The 17935-nt window shown below is 73.8% G+C and carries 14 protein-coding genes; 10 read left to right on the forward strand and 4 right to left on the reverse strand.

Going from position 1 to position 17935, the window contains the following annotated elements:
• Positions 1-10: 10 nt before the first annotated feature.
• Positions 11-1222, forward strand: a complete 1212-nt coding sequence (locus ACZ51D_RS00460; protein ID WP_465614902.1) for an MFS transporter — start codon at positions 11-13, stop codon at positions 1220-1222.
• Positions 1223-1303: 81 nt separating this feature from the next.
• Here the strand turns inward: ACZ51D_RS00460 and ACZ51D_RS00465 are convergent, their stop codons facing one another.
• Entirely contained in the window at positions 1304-1954 is a 651-nt protein-coding gene (locus ACZ51D_RS00465; RefSeq protein WP_465614901.1) for a helix-turn-helix domain-containing protein, read from the reverse strand.
• Between the two features lie 383 nt (positions 1955-2337).
• On the opposite strand from ACZ51D_RS00465, the gene ACZ51D_RS00470 reads away from it, so the two are divergent.
• A complete protein-coding gene (locus tag ACZ51D_RS00470) occupies positions 2338-3153 on the forward strand; it encodes a slipin family protein (RefSeq protein ID WP_360502020.1) in 816 nt (271 codons plus the stop codon).
• A gap of 187 nt (positions 3154-3340) precedes the next feature.
• Complete coding sequence (locus ACZ51D_RS00475; RefSeq protein ID WP_360501950.1) at positions 3341-4705, forward strand: FAD-dependent oxidoreductase; 1365 nt, start codon at positions 3341-3343, stop codon at positions 4703-4705.
• Between the two features lie 144 nt (positions 4706-4849).
• Here the strand turns inward: ACZ51D_RS00475 and ACZ51D_RS00480 are convergent, their stop codons facing one another.
• The 3 genes from ACZ51D_RS00480 to ACZ51D_RS00490 all read right to left on the reverse strand — a co-directional run bounded on the left by ACZ51D_RS00480 (position 4850) and on the right by ACZ51D_RS00490 (position 8820).
• The gene (locus ACZ51D_RS00480; protein ID WP_465614900.1) at positions 4850-5467 is read right to left on the reverse strand and encodes a TetR-like C-terminal domain-containing protein; all 618 of its coding nucleotides are present in this window, start codon (positions 5465-5467) and stop codon (positions 4850-4852) included.
• Positions 5468-6427: 960 nt separating this feature from the next.
• Positions 6428-8491, reverse strand: a complete 2064-nt coding sequence (locus tag ACZ51D_RS00485; protein WP_465660613.1) for a sensor histidine kinase — start codon at positions 8489-8491, stop codon at positions 6428-6430.
• A gap of 134 nt (positions 8492-8625) precedes the next feature.
• On the reverse strand, positions 8626-8820 hold the full coding sequence (locus ACZ51D_RS00490) for a hypothetical protein (RefSeq protein ID WP_465614898.1): 195 nt from the start codon (positions 8818-8820) through the stop codon (positions 8626-8628).
• A 225-nt stretch (positions 8821-9045) separates the two neighbouring features.
• On the opposite strand from ACZ51D_RS00490, the gene ACZ51D_RS00495 reads away from it, so the two are divergent.
• The 7 genes from ACZ51D_RS00495 (at position 9046) to ACZ51D_RS00525 (ending at position 17570) form a co-directional block, all read left to right on the forward strand.
• A complete protein-coding gene (locus ACZ51D_RS00495) occupies positions 9046-10413 on the forward strand; it encodes an amidase family protein (RefSeq protein WP_465660614.1) in 1368 nt (455 codons plus the stop codon).
• Positions 10414-10538: 125 nt separating this feature from the next.
• Positions 10539-11399 carry an alpha/beta fold hydrolase gene (locus ACZ51D_RS00500; protein ID WP_465660616.1) on the forward strand — a complete coding sequence of 287 codons (861 nt, stop codon included), beginning with the start codon at positions 10539-10541 and terminating at the stop codon, positions 11397-11399.
• A gap of 356 nt (positions 11400-11755) precedes the next feature.
• Positions 11756-14557, forward strand: coding sequence for a helix-turn-helix transcriptional regulator (locus tag ACZ51D_RS00505; protein WP_465661037.1), 2802 nt, complete (start codon positions 11756-11758; stop codon positions 14555-14557).
• A 144-nt stretch (positions 14558-14701) separates the two neighbouring features.
• On the forward strand, positions 14702-15199 hold the full coding sequence (locus tag ACZ51D_RS00510; protein ID WP_465614895.1) for an SsgA family sporulation/cell division regulator: 498 nt from the start codon (positions 14702-14704) through the stop codon (positions 15197-15199).
• A gap of 128 nt (positions 15200-15327) precedes the next feature.
• A complete protein-coding gene (locus tag ACZ51D_RS00515) occupies positions 15328-15756 on the forward strand; it encodes an SRPBCC family protein (RefSeq protein WP_465614894.1) in 429 nt (142 codons plus the stop codon).
• Between the two features lie 303 nt (positions 15757-16059).
• Positions 16060-16527, forward strand: coding sequence for an SsgA family sporulation/cell division regulator (locus ACZ51D_RS00520; RefSeq protein ID WP_465614893.1), 468 nt, complete (start codon positions 16060-16062; stop codon positions 16525-16527).
• 176 nt (positions 16528-16703) lie between these two features.
• Positions 16704-17570 (forward strand): Bax inhibitor-1/YccA family protein, encoded by an 867-nt coding sequence (locus ACZ51D_RS00525; RefSeq protein ID WP_465614892.1) that lies wholly within the window; start codon positions 16704-16706, stop codon positions 17568-17570.
• Positions 17571-17935: the final 365 nt, after the last annotated feature.

Genomic DNA, 17935 nt, shown 5'->3' on the forward strand with positions numbered 1-17935 from the left:
GGGGTGACGGATGACCCGCCGACTGGTCCTGCTGCTGTCCGTCACCTGCGCCGTCGCGGTCGGCAACCTCTACTTCCCGCAGGCCGTCGGCCCGCTGATCGCCGCCGGACTGCACGTCCCCCCGGACGCGGCGGCCCTCGTCGTCACCGCCACCCAGCTCGGCTACACCGCCGGAATCGTCCTGCTCGTCCCGCTCGGTGACCGGCTCCCCCACCGCCCGCTCCTCGTCACCCTGCTCACCCTCACCGGCCTGGCCCTGCTCGCCGCGGGCTGCGCGCCGACCCTGCCCGTCCTGGTCGCGGCGAGTGCCGCCGTCGGCCTCACCACGGTCGCCGCCCAGATCGTCGGGACGCTCGCGGCCGGCCTGGCGGGCCCCGACCGCCAGGGAAGGGTGACCGGCGCCCTGCTCAGCGGGTCCACCGGCGGCATGCTGCTGGCCCGCACGTTCAGCGGCACCCTCGGCGAGTGGCTGGGCTGGCGGGCCCCCTACCTGGCCGCCGCCGCCCTCACCCTGCTCCTCGCCGCCGTCCTGGCCCGCACCGTCCCGGCCACCGCCCCCACCTCCCACGCGCCGTACCCGGCCCTGCTCGCCGCACCGCTGCGCCTGCTGCGCGACGAGTCCGAGCTGCGCCGCTCCTGCGTCTACCAGGCGAGCGTCTTCGCCGGGTTCTCCGCCGTCTGGACCTGCCTGTCCCTCCTGCTCACCGGCCCCACGTACGGGCTGGACGCCCGGGCGGTCGGCGGGCTCGCCCTGGTCGGCGCGGCCACCGTGCTCTGCACCCCGTACGCCGGCCGGCTGGTGGACCGCCACGGCCCCGACCCCGTGAACCTGGTCTGCCTGCTCGGTGTCCTCGTCTCCGCCGCCGTCCTCACCGCGGGCGGCCGGGGCGGCCCGCTCGGCCTGGCCGCCCTGACCGTCGGCACCCTGCTGCTCGACGTGGCGATGCAGTGCGGCATGGTCGCCGGCCAGACCCGGGTCAACGCCCTGCGGCCGAAGGCCCGAGGCCGCCTCAGAACCGCCTACATGACCTGCGCCTACCTGGGCGGCAGCGCAGGCTCCTGGCTCGGCGTCCGGGTGTGGAACCGGACCGGCTGGTGGGGCGTGTGCACACTCCTCGCCGAACTCGCCACCCTCGCCCTGGCCCGCCACCTCGCGGCGGTACGCGGCGCGGGCCGCACCCGGTCACCTGCCGACGGTGAGCAGCGGTGCCTGACCCGATGACGGACGGACGCGCCCCGACCCCGCGGCAGCGCCGACACCCCGTCCCACCCCGGCCACCCCTTCGCCCGGCGACCCGCCGCCTCAGCCCGAGACCAGCCGGCGCCCGGTGATCTCCTGCGGGCGGATCCGGACCCAGCACGGCCGGTCGCCGCCCGCCCACGGTGCCGCGCCGGGCAGGCCGGCCAGGCGTTCCAACTCGTCCGGGTCGTCCACGTAGTGCGCCGGGCCGAGGGCGAGCACGCTCCAGCCGCGGCCGAGGTACTCGTCGATGTGGTCGACCTCGAAGGAGACCACGGCGCCCTCGTCCGGGGCGGTGCCCGCGTGCGCGCCGGTGCGGTAGGCGAAGGAGGCCCGGTCGACGACGTAGTTGACGGGCAGGACCTGCGGTCCCGGCTCGACCGGCAGGCCGATCCGGCCGATACCGTGGGTGCCGACGAGCTCCCAGCATTCGGCTTCGGTGAGGTTCTGCAGCCGGGGGCGCGGGCCGGGGCCGCCCTGTCCGGGCGGAGAGTCGGTGCGGCCCTCCAGGATTTCGGCCCGGCTGCTGCCGAGGGCGGCAGCGATCCGCAGGAACCCTCCGGGGTCGAACACGGGCCCGGCTTCGAGCAGGTGCCGCAGGTAGCGGGGGGCCATCGCGGCCCGGCGCGCCAGGTCCTCCTCGCTCAGGCCGAGTTGCTCGCGCCGTTCGGTGATCCGGCGGGCCACGGCGGCGGCATCGGGGGTGTCGTTCACGGTGGTGACTCCTCGGCTGGCCGGGGCCGTCGGGTTGGCCAGGGCGCACCCATCCAAGCGTCCGGCCTGCGGCAAGTCGAGCAACAGCGCGGCCCCGTGCGTGTCGGTGAGCACCGTCGACGGCCCGGGTTCCGACCTCGATCCCGCAGGCCAGCACCGGGCCGGCAGCAGACCGCCACCCCGACCGGCCACCGTCCGCTAAAGATCTGTCAAAACCGCTGTGCACACGCCTGTCACCCCTCCCTCCCCCGGCGCATACTGTCCTGCGCGGCTCGCAGCGCGCGACAGGGCCCATCCGGTCCCGGCCCGGCTGCGCCGCGACGGGGGAGGTCGAAATCGTGGCAGTGGTCGTGATCGTGGTCGTGGTGCTCCTGCTCTGGCTGATGACCGGCGTGCGGGTGGTGCAGCAGTACGAGCGCGGTGTGGTCTTCCGGCTCGGGCGGGTGCGCGAGCAGGTCCGCGAGCCGGGCGTCACCCTGCTGATGCCGGTGCTGGAGCGGATGCGCAAGGTCAACGTGCAGGTCATCACCATGCCGGTGCCCGCGCAGGAGGGCATCACCAAGGACAACGTCTCGGTCAGCGTCGACGCGGTGCTGTACTTCCGCGTGATCGACCCGATCAGGGCCACCGTGGACGTGCAGAACTACGCCTTCGCCATGCTGCAGGTCGCCCAGACCTCGCTGCGCTCCATCATCGGCAAGAGCGAGCTGGACGACCTGCTCTCCGGCCGGGAGAACCTGCACCAGGGGCTGGAGGTCATGCTGGAGAGCCCGGCCACCGGCTGGGGCGTGCACATCGACCGGGTGGAGATCAAGGACGTCAGCCTGCCCGACTCGATGAAGCGCTCGATGGCCCGCCAGGCGGAGGCAGACCGCGAGCGCCGGGCCCGGATCATCACCGCCGACGGCGAGTTCCAGGCCGCGGCCAAGCTCTCCGAAGCGGCCGCCAAGATGGCCGAGACCCCGGCGGCGATGCAGCTGCGGCTGCTGCAGACGGTGGTCGAGGTGGCGGCGGAGAAGAACTCGACGCTGGTGCTGCCGTTCCCGGTGGAGCTGCTGCGCTTCTTCGAGGCCTCCGCCGCCCGGATCGCCGACGGCTCGGCCGGCACGGACGGCACAGGCGGCTCGGACGCCTCGGCCGTCAGGGCCCCGGCCCAGCCGCCCGCCGTTCCGGCGCAGCCCTCGGCCGACGGGAGCTGACCGCGCGCTGCCCGACCGGTGACCGGGCGGGCGGCCCGCGCCGCCAGCCCGGTCACCGGTCGTCGCCGTCATAGCTTGTCTCTATGACCTCATAGACCGGAACCGACTACACCCCCGTCCCACCACCGGGTTGGCTGCAAGGGTCCAGACCACCTCCCGCTGCGCCCGACCGGAGGGACCGCCCGTCATGCCCCGCCCGATCAGAGTCGCGATCGTCGGTGCCGGCCCCGCCGGCATCTACGCCGCCGACGCCCTGCTGAAGTCCGACGCCGCCCAGACGCCCGGCGTCTCGATCGACCTGTTCGAGCGGATGCCCGCCCCGTTCGGCCTGATCCGCTACGGCGTCGCGCCCGACCACCCGCGCATCAAGGGCATCGTGTCGGCCCTGCACCAGGTGCTCGACAAGCCGCAGGTCCGCCTGTTCGGCAACGTCGACTACCCGTCCGACCTCGCCCTGGACGACCTGCACCGGTTCTACGACGCCGTCGTCTTCGCCACCGGCGCGACGGCCGACCGCCCGCTGGACCTGCCCGGCATCGAGCTGGACGGCTCCTACGGCGCGGCCGACTTCGTCTCCTGGTACGACGGCCACCCGGACGTGCCGCGCAACTGGCCGCTGGAGGCCGAGAAGGTCGCGGTGCTCGGCGTCGGCAACGTCGCACTGGACGTCGCCCGGATCCTCGCCAAGACCGCCGACGAGCTGCTGCCCACCGAGATCCCCGGGAACGTCCACGAGGGCCTGCGGCACAACCGCGCCCGCGAGGTGCACGTCTTCGGCCGCCGCGGCCCGGCCCAGGCCAAGTTCAGCCCGATGGAGCTGCGCGAGCTGGACCACTCCCCGACCATCGAGGTGATCGTCAACCCCGAGGACATCGAGTACGACGCCGGCTCGATCGCCGAGCGCCGCGCGGTCAAGCACGTCGACCTGGTCGCGGCGACGCTGGAGAACTGGGCGATCCGCGACGTCGGGGACCGCCCGCACCGGATCTTCCTGCACTTCTTCGAGTCCCCCGTGGAGGTCGTCGGCGAGGACGGCCGGGTGGTCGGGCTGCGCACCGAGCGCACCGAGCTGGACGGCACCGGCAACGTGCGCGGCACCGGCCGCTTCACCGACTGGGACGTGCAGGCGGTCTACCGGGCCGTCGGCTACTACTCCGACGAGCTGCCCAAGCTGCCCTTCGACCCGGTCTCGGGCACCGTCCCGCACACGGCCGGCCGGGTCGAGGACGGCGACGGCTCGCACCGCTCCGCCACGTACGTCACCGGCTGGATCAAGCGCGGCCCGGTCGGCCTGATCGGCCACACCAAGGGCGACGCCAACGAGACGGTCGCCTGCCTGCTGGACGACCACGCGGCCGGCCGTCTGCCCGGCGCCGTCGAGCCGGACCCGGCGGCGGTCGAGGAGCACCTGCGCGGCCAGGGCGTCCGGTACACCACCTGGGCGGGCTGGCAGCTGCTCGACGCCCACGAGCGCGCGCTCGGCGAGGCCGAGGGCCGCGAGCGGGTGAAGGTCGTCGAGCGCGAGGAGATGCTCCGCCACAGCGGGGCGTGAACGCGGCCCGCGCCTTCACCGAAAATCCCGGGAATTACCCCGGAATGAGCACCAGGCCGATAACCGGATGGGCACCGGCCCGATTCCGGCCGATTCCGGGGCCGGAATTCCGAGGGCTGCTGCCGATCGTCCTACCCGCGCCCGTCACGGACGGACGATCGGCAACAGCACCTCGTCGACGATCTCCTCCGGATCGAGCTGCACCGCGTCCCCGCCGCACATCTTGATCCGGTACAGCATCAGTGCCGGCACCAGGTCGGTGACCAGCGGGGTGACCGCCCCGGGGCGGACCTCGCCGCGTGCGGCACCGTGGTCCAGCACCTCGGCCATCAGCGCGGTCGTCGGCTCGACCACCCGCTCGAACACGATCTCCACGAAGGCGTGCGCCCGCTGGTGGTCGAGCTCGCTCATGATCGCCCGGACGGCGGCGCCCAGCTCGCTGAACATCGCGGCGCGCAGCCTGGCCACCACCTCCAGCAGGTCCCCGCGCAGGCTGCCGGTGTCGGGGGCCGACGCGCCGGGCGGCAGGCTGTTCCGCAGCGCGTCCATGACCAGTTCCTCCTTGGAGGACCAGCGGCGGTAGAGCGCGGCCTTCCCGGTCTGCGCAGCGGCGGCCACCCCCTCCATGGTCAGCCGGGCGTAGCCGTCGGTGGTGAGCTGCTGGAGGACCGCCTCGTAGATGGCGCTCTCCAACGCCTCGCCGCGTCGCCGCAGCGGGGCGCCCGTCACCGGTCCTCGCACGGCATCCGTATCAGCGGTCATGGCTGCGCACCTTCTTCAGTCGCCCTTCCTCGATCCCACCGGTACACACATTCTCCCGCGCCGTCGTTCTCCGATCCGCCAGTATCCGCGAATGGTGAAAGGCGCTCGGCCGCCCAAGCAATGGCGAATGCGTTTTCTCCCTCACGGGCCCACTGTCACGGGCCTACTGTCACGGGCCTACTGTCGATGTTAGTGAACGAACCCGTTCCCTCCCACCCCCTCCGCCTTTGCACCCTTGCACCGAGTTCCCAAGTAGCCGAGTTGCAAAGGATGTTCGCCCCGCTACGCTTCCAGAAGAGGCTCCCGCGGTTGCCCGGGCCCGGCCGTCCGCCGAGTCGCCCCCAGCGCACCGCACCCGCGCCGCCTCCGCACCGCACCCGCACCGCACCCGCGCCGCACCCACCCCCCGACCGGAACGCGGGGGTGTCCCGTGCAACGCAGCGGCACCCGGCCGCGGAGGTGCCGGACACCAGACCAGCCACCGCCCGCACCGGCATCACGCACGGTGACCGTCCTCGCGCTCAGCGGGACCGGGACAGGACCCTCGCCCCATGCGGATGGGGCAGGACCGGCGGTGGCATGGAGGAGCAGGTCGGAGCGGCCGGCCTGCGGAACCCACCGTGGAGGTCACCATGACCGACAGAACGGTCGGCACGGCGCTGATGGCGGCCGGTGCGGCCGCGCTCTTCGCCGCCGTGAGCCTCGCCGCAGCCGCCCGGGCGTGCAGGTGCCCGGTCAGGAGCGTCGAGAGCGTCAAGGGTAGCCGCAGGCCGAAGCCGCGGCCCCACCTCGGGCACGGTCACGGCGGCGGCCCGGCCAAGCCCCATTGCCCCAATCCGCCGAACTGCAATTGATTCCGTTGTCAACCCTTGTGCTCCTTAGATCCCCCGCAGGTCCCGCCCCCGGCCGACCGCCCGTCGCGCCGGGGGCGGTGGCGTGCCACCGAAGGGGCGTCCGCGCTCAGCCGCCCGCGGGCCGGCGCGGGAGGACCGCGTGCACCCGGGTGCCGCGGCCCAGGGCGTCGACGGTGCAGCTGCCGCCGATCTCCGCGGCCCGCTCGGACATCGACCGCAGTCCCACCCCCGGGTGCGCCGGGCCACTGCGGCCCGGGCCCTGCCCGTCGTCCTCGACGACGAGTTCCAGCGCCCCGGCGTCCACCCGGACGGACACCGTGGCGCTGCTCGCCCGGGCGTGCCGCAGCACGTTGTTGAGCGCCTCCGCGGTGATCCGGTAGACGGCGACCTCCACGGCGGCGGGCAGCTCCGGCAGCGGATCCGGCTCCAGCCGGGCGGTGACGGCGAGGTCGGCGCCGCTGAAGGTCTCCGCGAGCCGGTCCAGCGCCCGGGACAGTCCGTAGTCGCCCAGCGCGGTGGGCCCGAGCCGGTCGGTGACCCGCCGGACCTCCCGGACCGCCGAGGCGAGGTCGTCCGCGACCCGCTCCAGCGCGCCGGAGAACAGCGCCGGGTCGTCCACCGCGGCCGCCCCCTGCAGCCGCAGCCGCAGGCCGGCCAGCAGCGGGCCGAGTCCGTCGTGGATGTCGCGGCGCAGCTGGCGGCGCTCCTCCTCGCGGGCCGCGACGATCTGCTCGCGGCTCGCCCGGAGGTCCTCCATCAGCTGGAGGGAGGCGACGGCGGGCGCGGCCTGGTCGGCGAGCGAGCGCAGGATGTCGCGGTCGCTGTCGTCGAGGGTCTGCTGGCCGGGGCGCGGGGCGACGGTGAGCCGTCCGATCTCGGCGCCCCGGTGGACCAGGGCGAAGCCCTCGCCGCGGCCGGAGCGGTCCCCGACAGCGGCCAGCGGGCGTTCGCCGCCACGGGTGGAGACGGTCAACGCCACACCGGACAGCCGGAGTTCGTCACTGACCGTGGCGCACAGCACGGCCGGCACGTCCTGCGGGTCGACGGTCTGGCTGACCCGTCCGGCGAGGCTGCGCAGCACCTGGTACGGCTGGGCGCGCGCGCCGTAGTACCAGCGGTCGACGACGCCGGAGGCCCAGCCCACGCCCCGCGGCAGGCCGGCCGCGAGCAGGAAGACGAGGGCGACCAGCAGCAGCGCCCCGGCACCGCGCCGCCCGGGCATCAGCATGGTGGAGAGCACACAGGCCACCAGCACGAACACCACGACCAGTCCGGCGGCGATCAGCAGGCCGACCAGGACCCGCCGGGCCGCCCGGTCGAGCCGCCAGGAGCCGTCCCGGACGACGACGGCGGCCAGGGTGAGCGTCCACAGCGCGGAGGCCACCGCGAAGGCGACGTACGAGGGCGTGCTCTGGTCGTCGAAGTAGTAGCCGAGTTCGGCGCCGCCCCACAGCAGGTAGACGCCGAGGGCGAGCAGGACGTTCTGCCGGCGCCGCTTGGGCACCCCCCGGGTGCGGGCGAGCGGGACCAGGATCACCAGGACGGTCAGCACCACGAACACGACGAGCTGGGTGAGGTGCATCCGGTCGTTGAACGTCCGCAGCCACTCGGCGACGGTGCTGCCGGCGAGCGGGTTGGGCCGGCCGAACACCGTGGGCTGGTAGACGTAGTAGCCGGCCTGGGGCAGCATCCACAGGGCCAGGGCGCCGATCGCGTACCACCACCGGCGGCTCGGCAGGGTCCCGTACGGCAGCCACAGTGGCAGCGCGTGCCAGATGGTGCCGCTGACGGTGTATCCGGCCGACACCAGGACCACCACGGCTCCGACGACCCGCGAGTCGCCCACCTCGCCCCAGACCGGGGCCTGGGCGGCGAGCGGCACGATCAGCGCCGTCCCGTACGCGAGCAGCACCCAGCCGAGCTGGTTGCCCGGGCGGTGCGCGTGCAGCAGCACCCCGCCCGCGACGGCGGCGAGGCCGTAGCCCAGGACCGCCAGGTGGTGGGCGGGTTGGGAGATCCCGGGGACGCCCTGGTGGCTCAGGACGTAGCCGATCCACAGACCCCCGGCCACCAGGCAGACGACGGCGCACAGACCCGCCATGGCCAGTTGCCGCTCCGCCGGGCCGGACCGGGGCCGCCCCCAGGCTCTCCGCGCACTCTCCGCAGCCATGAGCACCCTTTCCTCTCCGCGACCCACCGGATGCCAGCAGTCTCCTGCACCCGGTGTCCCGGGCACATGAGGCAGTGGCCCCGGCGGGGCGCGGCACCCCGGACGGGGGCCGAGGGGGTGGTCTCCGCCGGCGCCTACAGGCTCAGGTCGACGGCGAGACAGTTGTAGAACGTCCAGGAGCCTTCGGGGTTGTACGGGTCGCCTGCCTGGCCGCCCGGCCCGGTGTCCACCCCTTCGGTCATGTCCTCGAAGCGGATGCGCTCGGGCAGGCTGCCGTAGCGCGCGTGCCGCGCTTCGGCGGCGGGGTCGCGGGCGAGGTCATCGTTCATCCGCTCAGCGTGCGCCTTGATACATCACCTGTCAAGGTGGTGACGCTTCCGGGGTGCCCGCTCGCCGAGCCGGCCGGACACACGTGTTTGACCGATTCCCCACTCTCCGAGGCCCTGCCTGAGGCATCGTTACCCGGGGCGGGCCACGGCGGACTCGTTCACGACACACTCGTCCACGAACACACTCGTCCACCCACACGAAGAGCAGTGCGAAGGAGAACGTTCATGGTCAACCCGGACACGGCCGGCCAGGGCCTCGCGCAGGAGACGGTGTCGGCGGCGCTCGACCGCGCCGCCGCGACCGCCCACCTCAACGCGTTCATCACACTCGACGCCGAGGGGGCACTCGCCGAGGCGGCCCGTCACGACACCCGGCGCGATGCTCGGGGTGACCAGGAGGGGCAGGCCCACTGGTGCCTCGTCGTCAAGGACAACATCCATGTCGCGGGGCTGCCCAACACCGCGGGCACCCCCGCGCTCAAGGGCTTCGTCCCCGACGCCGACGCGCCGGTGGTCCGATCCCTGCGCGCGGCGGGGGCGATCGTCCTCGGCAAGACGAACATGCACGAGCTGGCCCTGGGTGCCACCTCCTGCAACCACACCTTCGGCGCCGTCGGCAACGCCACCGACCCGGCCCTGTTCGCGGGCGGCAGCAGCGGCGGTACGGCCGCGGCGGTGGCGGCGGGCGTCGCGGAGGCCGGGCTCGGCACCGACACCGGCGGTTCCATGACCATCCCGGCCGCCCTCAACGGGATCTACGGCCTGCGCCCCAGCGCCGGGCGCTACCCCTCGGCGGGTCTCACGCCACTGTGCCCCACGCGCGACACGCCCGGTCCGATGGCGAACACCCTCGACCGCCTCCTGACGCTGGACACCCTCCTCACCGGGGAGACCGGGAGTCCGCAGGACCCGGAACGCCCGCTCCGGCTGGGCCTGCCGAGGCACGTGTTCACCGAGGACCTGGAGGGCCCCGTCCGGGACGCCTGGGAGGCGGCCGTCGACCGTCTCGCCGCGGCGGGGCACACCTGGGTCCCCGTGGACACGGCACACCTGGTCGCGTACGACTCCCGGATCGGATTCCCGCTCGTCTTCGGCGAGTTCGCCGCCGCTCTCGGCCGCTACCTCGAGGAACACCGCGCCGGGCTCACGCCGGCCGACGTCCTCGACACGGCGGGCGACCCGGTCATGGCGGAGACGCTCCGGGCGACCGCCCTGCCCAGCGGCCCGGGGTACCCGGGGCCCGCCGCGCTGCAGGGGGCGCTCGCGCAGCGGCAAGCGATGCAGGCGGCCTACGCGGGCCTGTTCGCGGCCGACGGCCTGGACGCGATCCTCAGCCCCACCGTCCCGGTATGCGCCCGGCCGCTGCGCCGCTTCGAGGACTCCCTCCCCCTCAACGGGCAGGACGCGCCCACGTTCTTCACCCTGATCCGCAACACCTCCCCCGCGGCCACGGCCGGTCTGCCCTCGGTGACGGTGCCGCTTCCCGTCACCGGGTCCCCGCCGGTCGGACTGCAGCTGATCGGGCGTCGGATGGCCGACCGGGACCTGCTGTCGGTGGCCGTGCGGGTCGACGCCCGCCTGCGGCACGGGTAGCCGGCCCGACCCGTCACCACCTTGACAGGTGACTCGACGCCACGACAAACTCATCACCAGTCAGAGCGGTGACGGGTCGGCGCGTCCGGCCCGTCCACTGCCGAAATGTCCGAAAGGGGTTTGTCGTGGTGAGCATCAAGGGTGGACGCAAGCGAGTAGTGACGGGTGCGGTCTCGGCGCTCACGGCGGGTCTCGCGCTCTGCGCGCTCACCCTCCCGAGCTCCGCCAGCGGCGCGACCGGCGCCGCCGAGGCCGACGGCTTCGGCGGCCGCGCCAAGCCGACCATCGTCCTGGAGCACGGCGCCTTCGCCGACGGCTCCAGCTGGAACGCCGTCGTCGCCGAACTGCGCGCCGACGGCTACCCCGTGGTCGCCGCCGCCAACCCGCTGCGCGGTCCGGCCTCCGACGCCGCCGCCCTGCGCACCGTCCTCGACCACATCAAGGGCCCGAAGATCCTCGCCGGACACTCCTACGGCGGCAACGTCATCAGCGAGGCCGCCACCGACGACCCCGACGTCAGGGCCCTCGTCTACGTGGCCGCCTTCCTGCCCGCCCCCGGCGAGACCGCCCTGGAGCTCACCGGCAAGTACCCGGGCTCCACCCTCCCCGACGCCCTCGACCCCGTCACCTACCGGCAGGGTGACGGCAGCACCGGCACCGACCTGTACATCCGGCAGGACAAGTTCCGCCACCAGTTCGCCGCCGACGTCCCCGCCGGCCAGGCCGCGCTGATGGCCGCCGAACAGCGCCCGATCGCCCAGGCCGCGCTGGAGGAGAAGGCCACCAGCGCCGCCTGGCAGACCAAGCCCAGCTGGTCCATCGTCACCACGCGCGACCTCAACATCCCCGCCGCGGTGCAGCGTTACATGGCCGAGCGGGCCCACGCCCACACCACCGAGGTGGCCGCCTCGCACTCCGTCGCCGTCTCCCACCCCCGCCTCGTCGCGGACGTCATCGAGCAGGCCGCCCGCGCGACCGCCCGCTGACCGCCCCACGCCCGGTCCCGCCGCCCAGTACCGCCGGAAACGGCCGTACTGGGCGCAGCCGTGCGGCGGGCCGCAGCGGGTCGCGACGGGTCGCACCGGGCCGCGGCGACTTCGGACAGCACACATGTGTCTCGCCCCGGGCGCGGCCGGAGGCTGCGCCGCCCGAATATGTTGGCCTGTACCAGGTGACGGAACACCTGCGGGACATCTAGTCTCTTGCGTCAGGGTGGCGGACATGTGTCGGACGGCCACCGGTTCGGAAGACCGCACGCAGCGTGTGGACGAAGACGCGTCGGCGGGTGTCAGTCGCCGCGGCGCGAAGGATGTGGGGAACGTTGGAATCGATCGACCGGACCATGGTCGGCCGCGCACACGAGCAGGAGGTGCTGTCCGACTTCGTGACGGCCTCCGGGGGCCGGGCCCTCGTCCTGCGGGGTGACACGGGAGTGGGAAAGAGCACCCTGCTGGACCACGTCGCCGACCTCGCGTCGGGCCGACGGCTCAGCGAAGAGCACGCCAAGGAGCACGGCGAGGATCCCGGCGAGCCGCACCGGGTGATCAGGGCGGTCGGGGTCGAGGCCGAGTGGGAGCTGCCGTTCGCCGGCCTGCACCAGTTCCTCTACCCGCTGCTCCCCGACATGGACCGGCTGGACGACGGCCACCGGGCGGTCCTGGACGTCGTGTTCGGCCGGAGCGAGGGGCCGCCGCCCTCGGTCATGACCCTCGGCATCGCCGTCCTCGACCTGCTCTCCCTCGCGGCCTCGCGGCGGCCCCTCCTGCTGGTGCTCGACGACGGCCAGTGGCTGGACACCCCGAGCACCGAGGTGTGCGGGTTCGTGGGGCGACGGCTCACCGGCAGTTCGGTGAAGCTCGTCGTCGGCCTGCGTTCCGACGTGCCCTCCGGCTTCGACACGGCCGCGCTGCCCCGACTGCCGGTGACCACGCTGTCGGAGCGCGCCTCGGAGGAGCTCCTGGACCTGCACCACCCCGGCCTGGACCCCCTGGTCCGCCGCCTGGTCCTGGACGAGGCCCAGGGGAACCCGCTGGCGCTGCTGGAACTGCCGCCCCACGTGCTGCGCAGCGGCCGACCGGCCGGCGACCGCGCAGAGCCGTTCGGGTACGCCGGCATCCCTTTGCCCCGGCGCCTGCAGCAGGTGTACGGCGCCCGCATCGAGGCGCTGGGTGGGGCCGTGCGCGCGGAGCTGCTGCGCGGTGCCCTGGACGGCGCCGGTGCGGGCACGGCGGGTGCGGCCGGCAACTCCCGCCGTACCCGCTATCGGATGACGGACGCCGCCGAGGCCGCGGACGGCGGGCTGCTGGACGTCGACCCGTTCAGCGGCGACCTGGTCTTCCGGCACCCGCTGGTGCGGTCGACGGTCGTCCAGCTGGCAACCCCCAACGAGCGGCGCGCGGCGCACGCGGTCCTCGCGCGGGTGCACCGCGAGGACGTGGAACGGCACGCCCTGCACCTGGCGGCCTCGATGGTCGACCCGGACGAGCGGGTCGCGGCCGCGCTGGAGGCCGCCGCCGACTCCGCGACCCGGCGCGGCAGCGCGGTGGCCGCCGTGGCCTGGCTGACCCGGGCGGCGGAGCTGAGCGAGGGTCACCGGGAGCGATCCCGGCGGCTGGGCGACGCGTCGTTCATCGCCGGTCACGCCGGTCTGCTGGACCGGGCCCAGCAGCTCGTCCGCTCGGACGGCGCGGCCGGGACGGGCGAGTCGCCGGCATCGGTGGTCGCGTCGGCCTACGTCGCGCTGTACGAGGACGGGGACGTGCGCTCCTCGCGGCGCCAGGTCCTGGCGGCGATCGAGGGCGTCCGCGACGGCGGGGTGCGGGAGCCGAGCGAGGCGCTCGCCCGGCTGGTCAACCTGCTCCTGGCCATCAACCAGTACGCGGGCGACGAGACGGCGTGGGAGCGGACCCACGAACTCCTCGGCTCGCTGGGCGACCTGGTGTCCGCCAACTCCCGGATCTACCAGGACGCGTGGGGCGACGTGGTCCGGCGCGGGGCCGGGGTGCGGGCGCGGGTGGAGCGGGAGTTCGCCGACCTCGGCAGGCTCGAGCCGTGGGACATCAGCCGGCTGTCCGTCGCCGCGTACCACGTGGACACCCTCAGCCAGTACCGGCCGCACCTGCAGCGCACCGTCGACCGCGAGGTGGAGACCGGCGCCATGGTGTCCGGCATGACCATGCTGCACCTGATCATGCTCGACCAGATCGCCGTCGGTGAGTGGGACGAGGCCGAGCGGACCGGAGAGCGCGGACTGCGGCTGACGACGGCGCACGGGCACGCCCTCTTCGCTCATCACACCCGCGCGTACCTCGGCCTGCTGGCCGCGCTGCAGGGCCGGGCGGAGCGCGCGCGGGAGCTCCAGGCCGCCGTCGACGCCTGGGCCCGCCCGCGCGGCGTCGGCTTCCTCACCCAGATAGCCGACGCGATCGGCACCACCGCCGCCCTCGGCGAGGGCGACTACGAGGCCGCCTACCTCCACGCCATCGGCATCACGCCCCCCGGCTCCTTCGCGCCCTACGCCCACCAGGCCTCCCGCACGCTCCTCGACCTCGTCGAGGCGGCGCTGCACACCGGCCGCTCCAAGCAGGCCCGTCGGCACGCGCTCGCCGCCCGCGAGGCCGACCTGCCCGACATCTCGCCCCGCCTCGCCGTCATCACCCACGGCGCGCTCGCCATGACCGCCACCGACCCGGCCGAGGCCGCCGAGATGTACCGTCGCGCCGAAAGCCACCCGGCCGCACCCGGCTTCCCGTTCGAACTCGCCCGCATCCGCCTCGCCCACGGCGTCCGCCTGCGCCACTCCCAGGGGCGGAAGGCGGCCCGACCGGCACTGACCCTCGCCGCCGAGGCGTTCGAACGGCTCGGTGCGGCCGCCTGGGCCGAGCGCGCCCGGGTCGAACTGCGCGCCGCCGGCGCCTCCCCGCTCGCCTCCTCGACCCATCTCGCGGCCCTGACCTGGCAGGAACGCCGGATCGCGGACCTCGCCGCCGGCGGTCTCACCAACAAGGAGATCGGCGCCCGGATGCACCTGTCGCCGCGCACGGTCAGCTCCCACCTCTACCGCGTGTTCCCCAAACTGGGCATCACCTCCCGGGCCGCCCTGCGCGACGCCCTGGGCACGCTGCCCGACGAGCGGAACGCGTGAACTCCAGCATCGCCCGGACGGGGGCCGCGGACGACAGTCGAATGACTGAAGATCGACGGTCGACTTACCTATGTACGGCGACGCCGGGACGGCGAGAGTGGGGCGGACCGACGTCCGTCACACACAGGGAAGGACCCACCCGTCATGAGCGGCCACCGGCCAGGTGCCCGGGCGAACCGAACGACACCCGGCGTACCCGACCTCACCCTGGACATCGAGCGCGTCCTGGGCCTCTCCGCCCGGCAGGCGGTCCGGGCCGGGTTCCGGTACGACCCGGAGCACCCCTTGGTGGTGTCCGTGGAGTTGCGCGTCGACGGCGGCCCCTGTGTGCGGTGGCGCATCGGTCGGGACCTGCTCCGGCGCGGGCTGTCCGCGCGCAGCGGGCTCGGCGACGTCCAGGTCCGGCCGTCGGAGCGCATGGACGGTACGGAAGGGGCGGACGGTACGGAAGGGGCGGAGGGTACGGACCGGGCGACCGCGTGGCTCCGGCTGGTCTCCGCCGACACCGCGGCCCTGTTCGAACTGCCCGTCGCACCGCTGGCGGAGTGGCTGGCGCACACCTACGAGGCGGTCCCCGCGGGACGCGAACTCGCCGCCGTCGACTGGGACACCATCACCACCGGCCTGCTCGACGCCCGGTGACCCCGGCCCCCTCTCCCCGAGCGGCATCATGACACCTCAGCATCGTCACCTCCTTGACTGGTGACGCCTTGCCATGGAACTCTTTCGCCACCGGCCAGAACGGTCACTCTTCGGTGAGGAAACCCCACATGACAGTCGTACGGTTCCATCTCGTCTCCACGCTCGGCCCGGAGGAGGTCCTGGCGGTACTGACCGACTTCGGCCCCTCCCGCGCCGAGACCTGGCCCACGATCGACGCGAAGCACTTCGAGGTCCACGACCTCGGCGACACCTGGGCCGAGGTCACCGAGGGCACCGCCGCCGCCTGGGAACGCGCACGGTACGAGTGGAAGCCGGGCGGCGACACCGTCACCATCACCACCCTCGACTCCAAGCTCTTCGGAGCCGGCGGCGGCTGGGTCTTCCGGATGACCTCCGAGGACAACGGCACCCGGGTCGACGTCGAGCTCACCCGGCAACCCACCACCGTCAAGGGCAAGGTGCTCGCCGCCCTCCTCCCGGTGGCCGCTCCCCCGTCCCTGCGCAAGTCCTTCGCGGGGCCCCTGCGGGCCAAGTGACCTGTCCCGCAGCCCTGTTCGGCGGGGCCACGGCGGAAAACGGAAGACCGAGAGGGGCCGACAGCGCGAGCTGTCGGCCCCTTCGCCATGCCCATTCCGAGCCCCGAGGTCGACGCGGCGGGCGGTGGAACCGTCAAATGACGGTGCGTCCGACAGGCCGCGCGCGGCACGCCGAGCCGTCCCGGCCGCGTGAACTCCCCCGCATCGCACCGGGCCTTCACCGTCAAGTGACCGATGTGCGGGGGCCGCCCCGGGCGAAGAGTGGGGGCCGCACAGTTCGCACCTCGGAGGGGAACGCCTGCCATGTACCGCGACCAACCGCCCCTGTGGGCACGTTCGACGCCCGCGCACCTGCCCTCGCTGCTCCTGGACATCGACCGGATGCTCGACGAGTTCACCCGGCTTCCCGTGCAGGCGGAGTTCCGGTTCGATCCGGCGACGCCCGCGGTGATCACCGTCGAATTCCTCGCGGAACGCGGCCCGATCCTCATCTGGCGGTTCGGCCGCGAGCTCCTGCACCGCGGCCTGACGACGATGAGCGGCTGCGGCGACGTCCGGATGTGGCCGGCGCAGCCCGACGAGCGGGCCTCCTCCTGGCTGCTCCTCGAAACCCCGGAGCTGGAAGCCCTGTTCGAGCTGCCGACCGGGCGGCTGGCGGCCTGGCTGGACGCCACCTACCGGATCACCCCGGCCGAGGCGGAGCTGGACGGGATCGACTGGGACGGATTCCTCCGCGGGCTGCTCGACCGCCCGGGAGCGCCGTCCGAATGAGCCCGGCCGGCCACTTGCCCTGAGGATGACTTGCCGCCCCGTTCGTCACCTGTCAGAGTGGTGACGAATACGGTGTCGTCGATCCACGGGCGAGCAAGTTCACACGTGTGCCGCCCCGGTGGCCCATGACGACGCCGCACCGCAGGCCGCACACGCGGCGGACCAGGAGGAATGACATGAAGAGCACCAACCCGGTCTTCTCCCGTTGGGGCGCCGCCCGCGCCGCCACCCTCACCGACGCCTCGGTGCGTCAACCGGTCGGCGCCATGGCCGGAGGCCCGTCGGCGGGCGGCTTCCGGACCGCCGACACCCTCACACCTGACGCTCCGACCGCTTCCACCGCTTCCACCGCTTCCACCGCGATGACCCTGGACGACGTCGTCATACGCACCGCGACGACGCTCGGCGCCGTGACGCTGGCGGCGGTGCTTTCCTGGCTCCTCCTGCCGGTCGACGAGGCGCACCTCGGCCTCTCGTACGGGATAGCCGTGGGTGCCGCCGTCGTCGCCTTCGCGCTGTCGATGCTCCAGGCCGTCAGGCGGCTGCCGTCCCCGGCCCTGATCCTCGGATACGCGGCGTTCGAGGGCGTCTTCCTCGGCGTGGTCTCCAGCGCGACCTCGACCTACCTCGCCCCGGGCATGGTCGTTCAGGCGGTCCTCGGCACCTTCACCGTGTCGGCAGCCGTGCTCGTCGCCTACCGGATGCGCTGGATCCGGGTCACCCGCCGGTTCGCCGGGTTCCTCACCGCCGCCGCGGCCGGCTTCCTCCTGCTGCTCCTCGCCGACCTCCTCTTCTCCGCCTTCGGCGCGGGCCACGGCCTCGGCTTCCACAGCGGCGGCCTCGGCCTCCTTTTCGGCGCGATCGGGGTCCTGCTCGGGGCGGGCTTCCTCGCCCTGGACTTCCGGCAGGTGGAGGACGCCCTCGCCGAGGGCGCGCCCCGCGAGGACGCGTGGCTGGCCGCCTTCGGTCTCACCACGACGCTGGTGTGGATCTACCTCGAGGTGCTGCAGGTCCTGACCATCTTCAACAACAACGACAACTGAGCTTCCCCGCTGGGGTTTTCCCCGACCGGGTTCCCCCGACGCCGGAGGGGCATGCGCGCCGCGCATGCCCCTCCGGCGTGTCCGCCCACGGGCCGATCGACGCGCTGCCGCCGTCTGGCGAGCTCGACCCCGCCGAGGCCTCCGAGGCCTTCGACGCCCCTCTGCCCCTCTGCCCCGCTGCCCCGTTGCCCCTGCCCGCCTGCCTGCCTGCCTGCCTGCCTGCCTGCCTGCCCGCCACGGTCATCGCCGATGCCACGCACCCGGGCCACGGAACGATGCCACGCACGCGGGCCACGGAGCAACGCGACCGACCCGGGCCGCGGGAACGCAAAAGGTCCCGGCCCGCGCCACGGGGGGCGCGGGCC

Source organism: Kitasatospora sp. NPDC033851, from assembly GCF_055576085.1.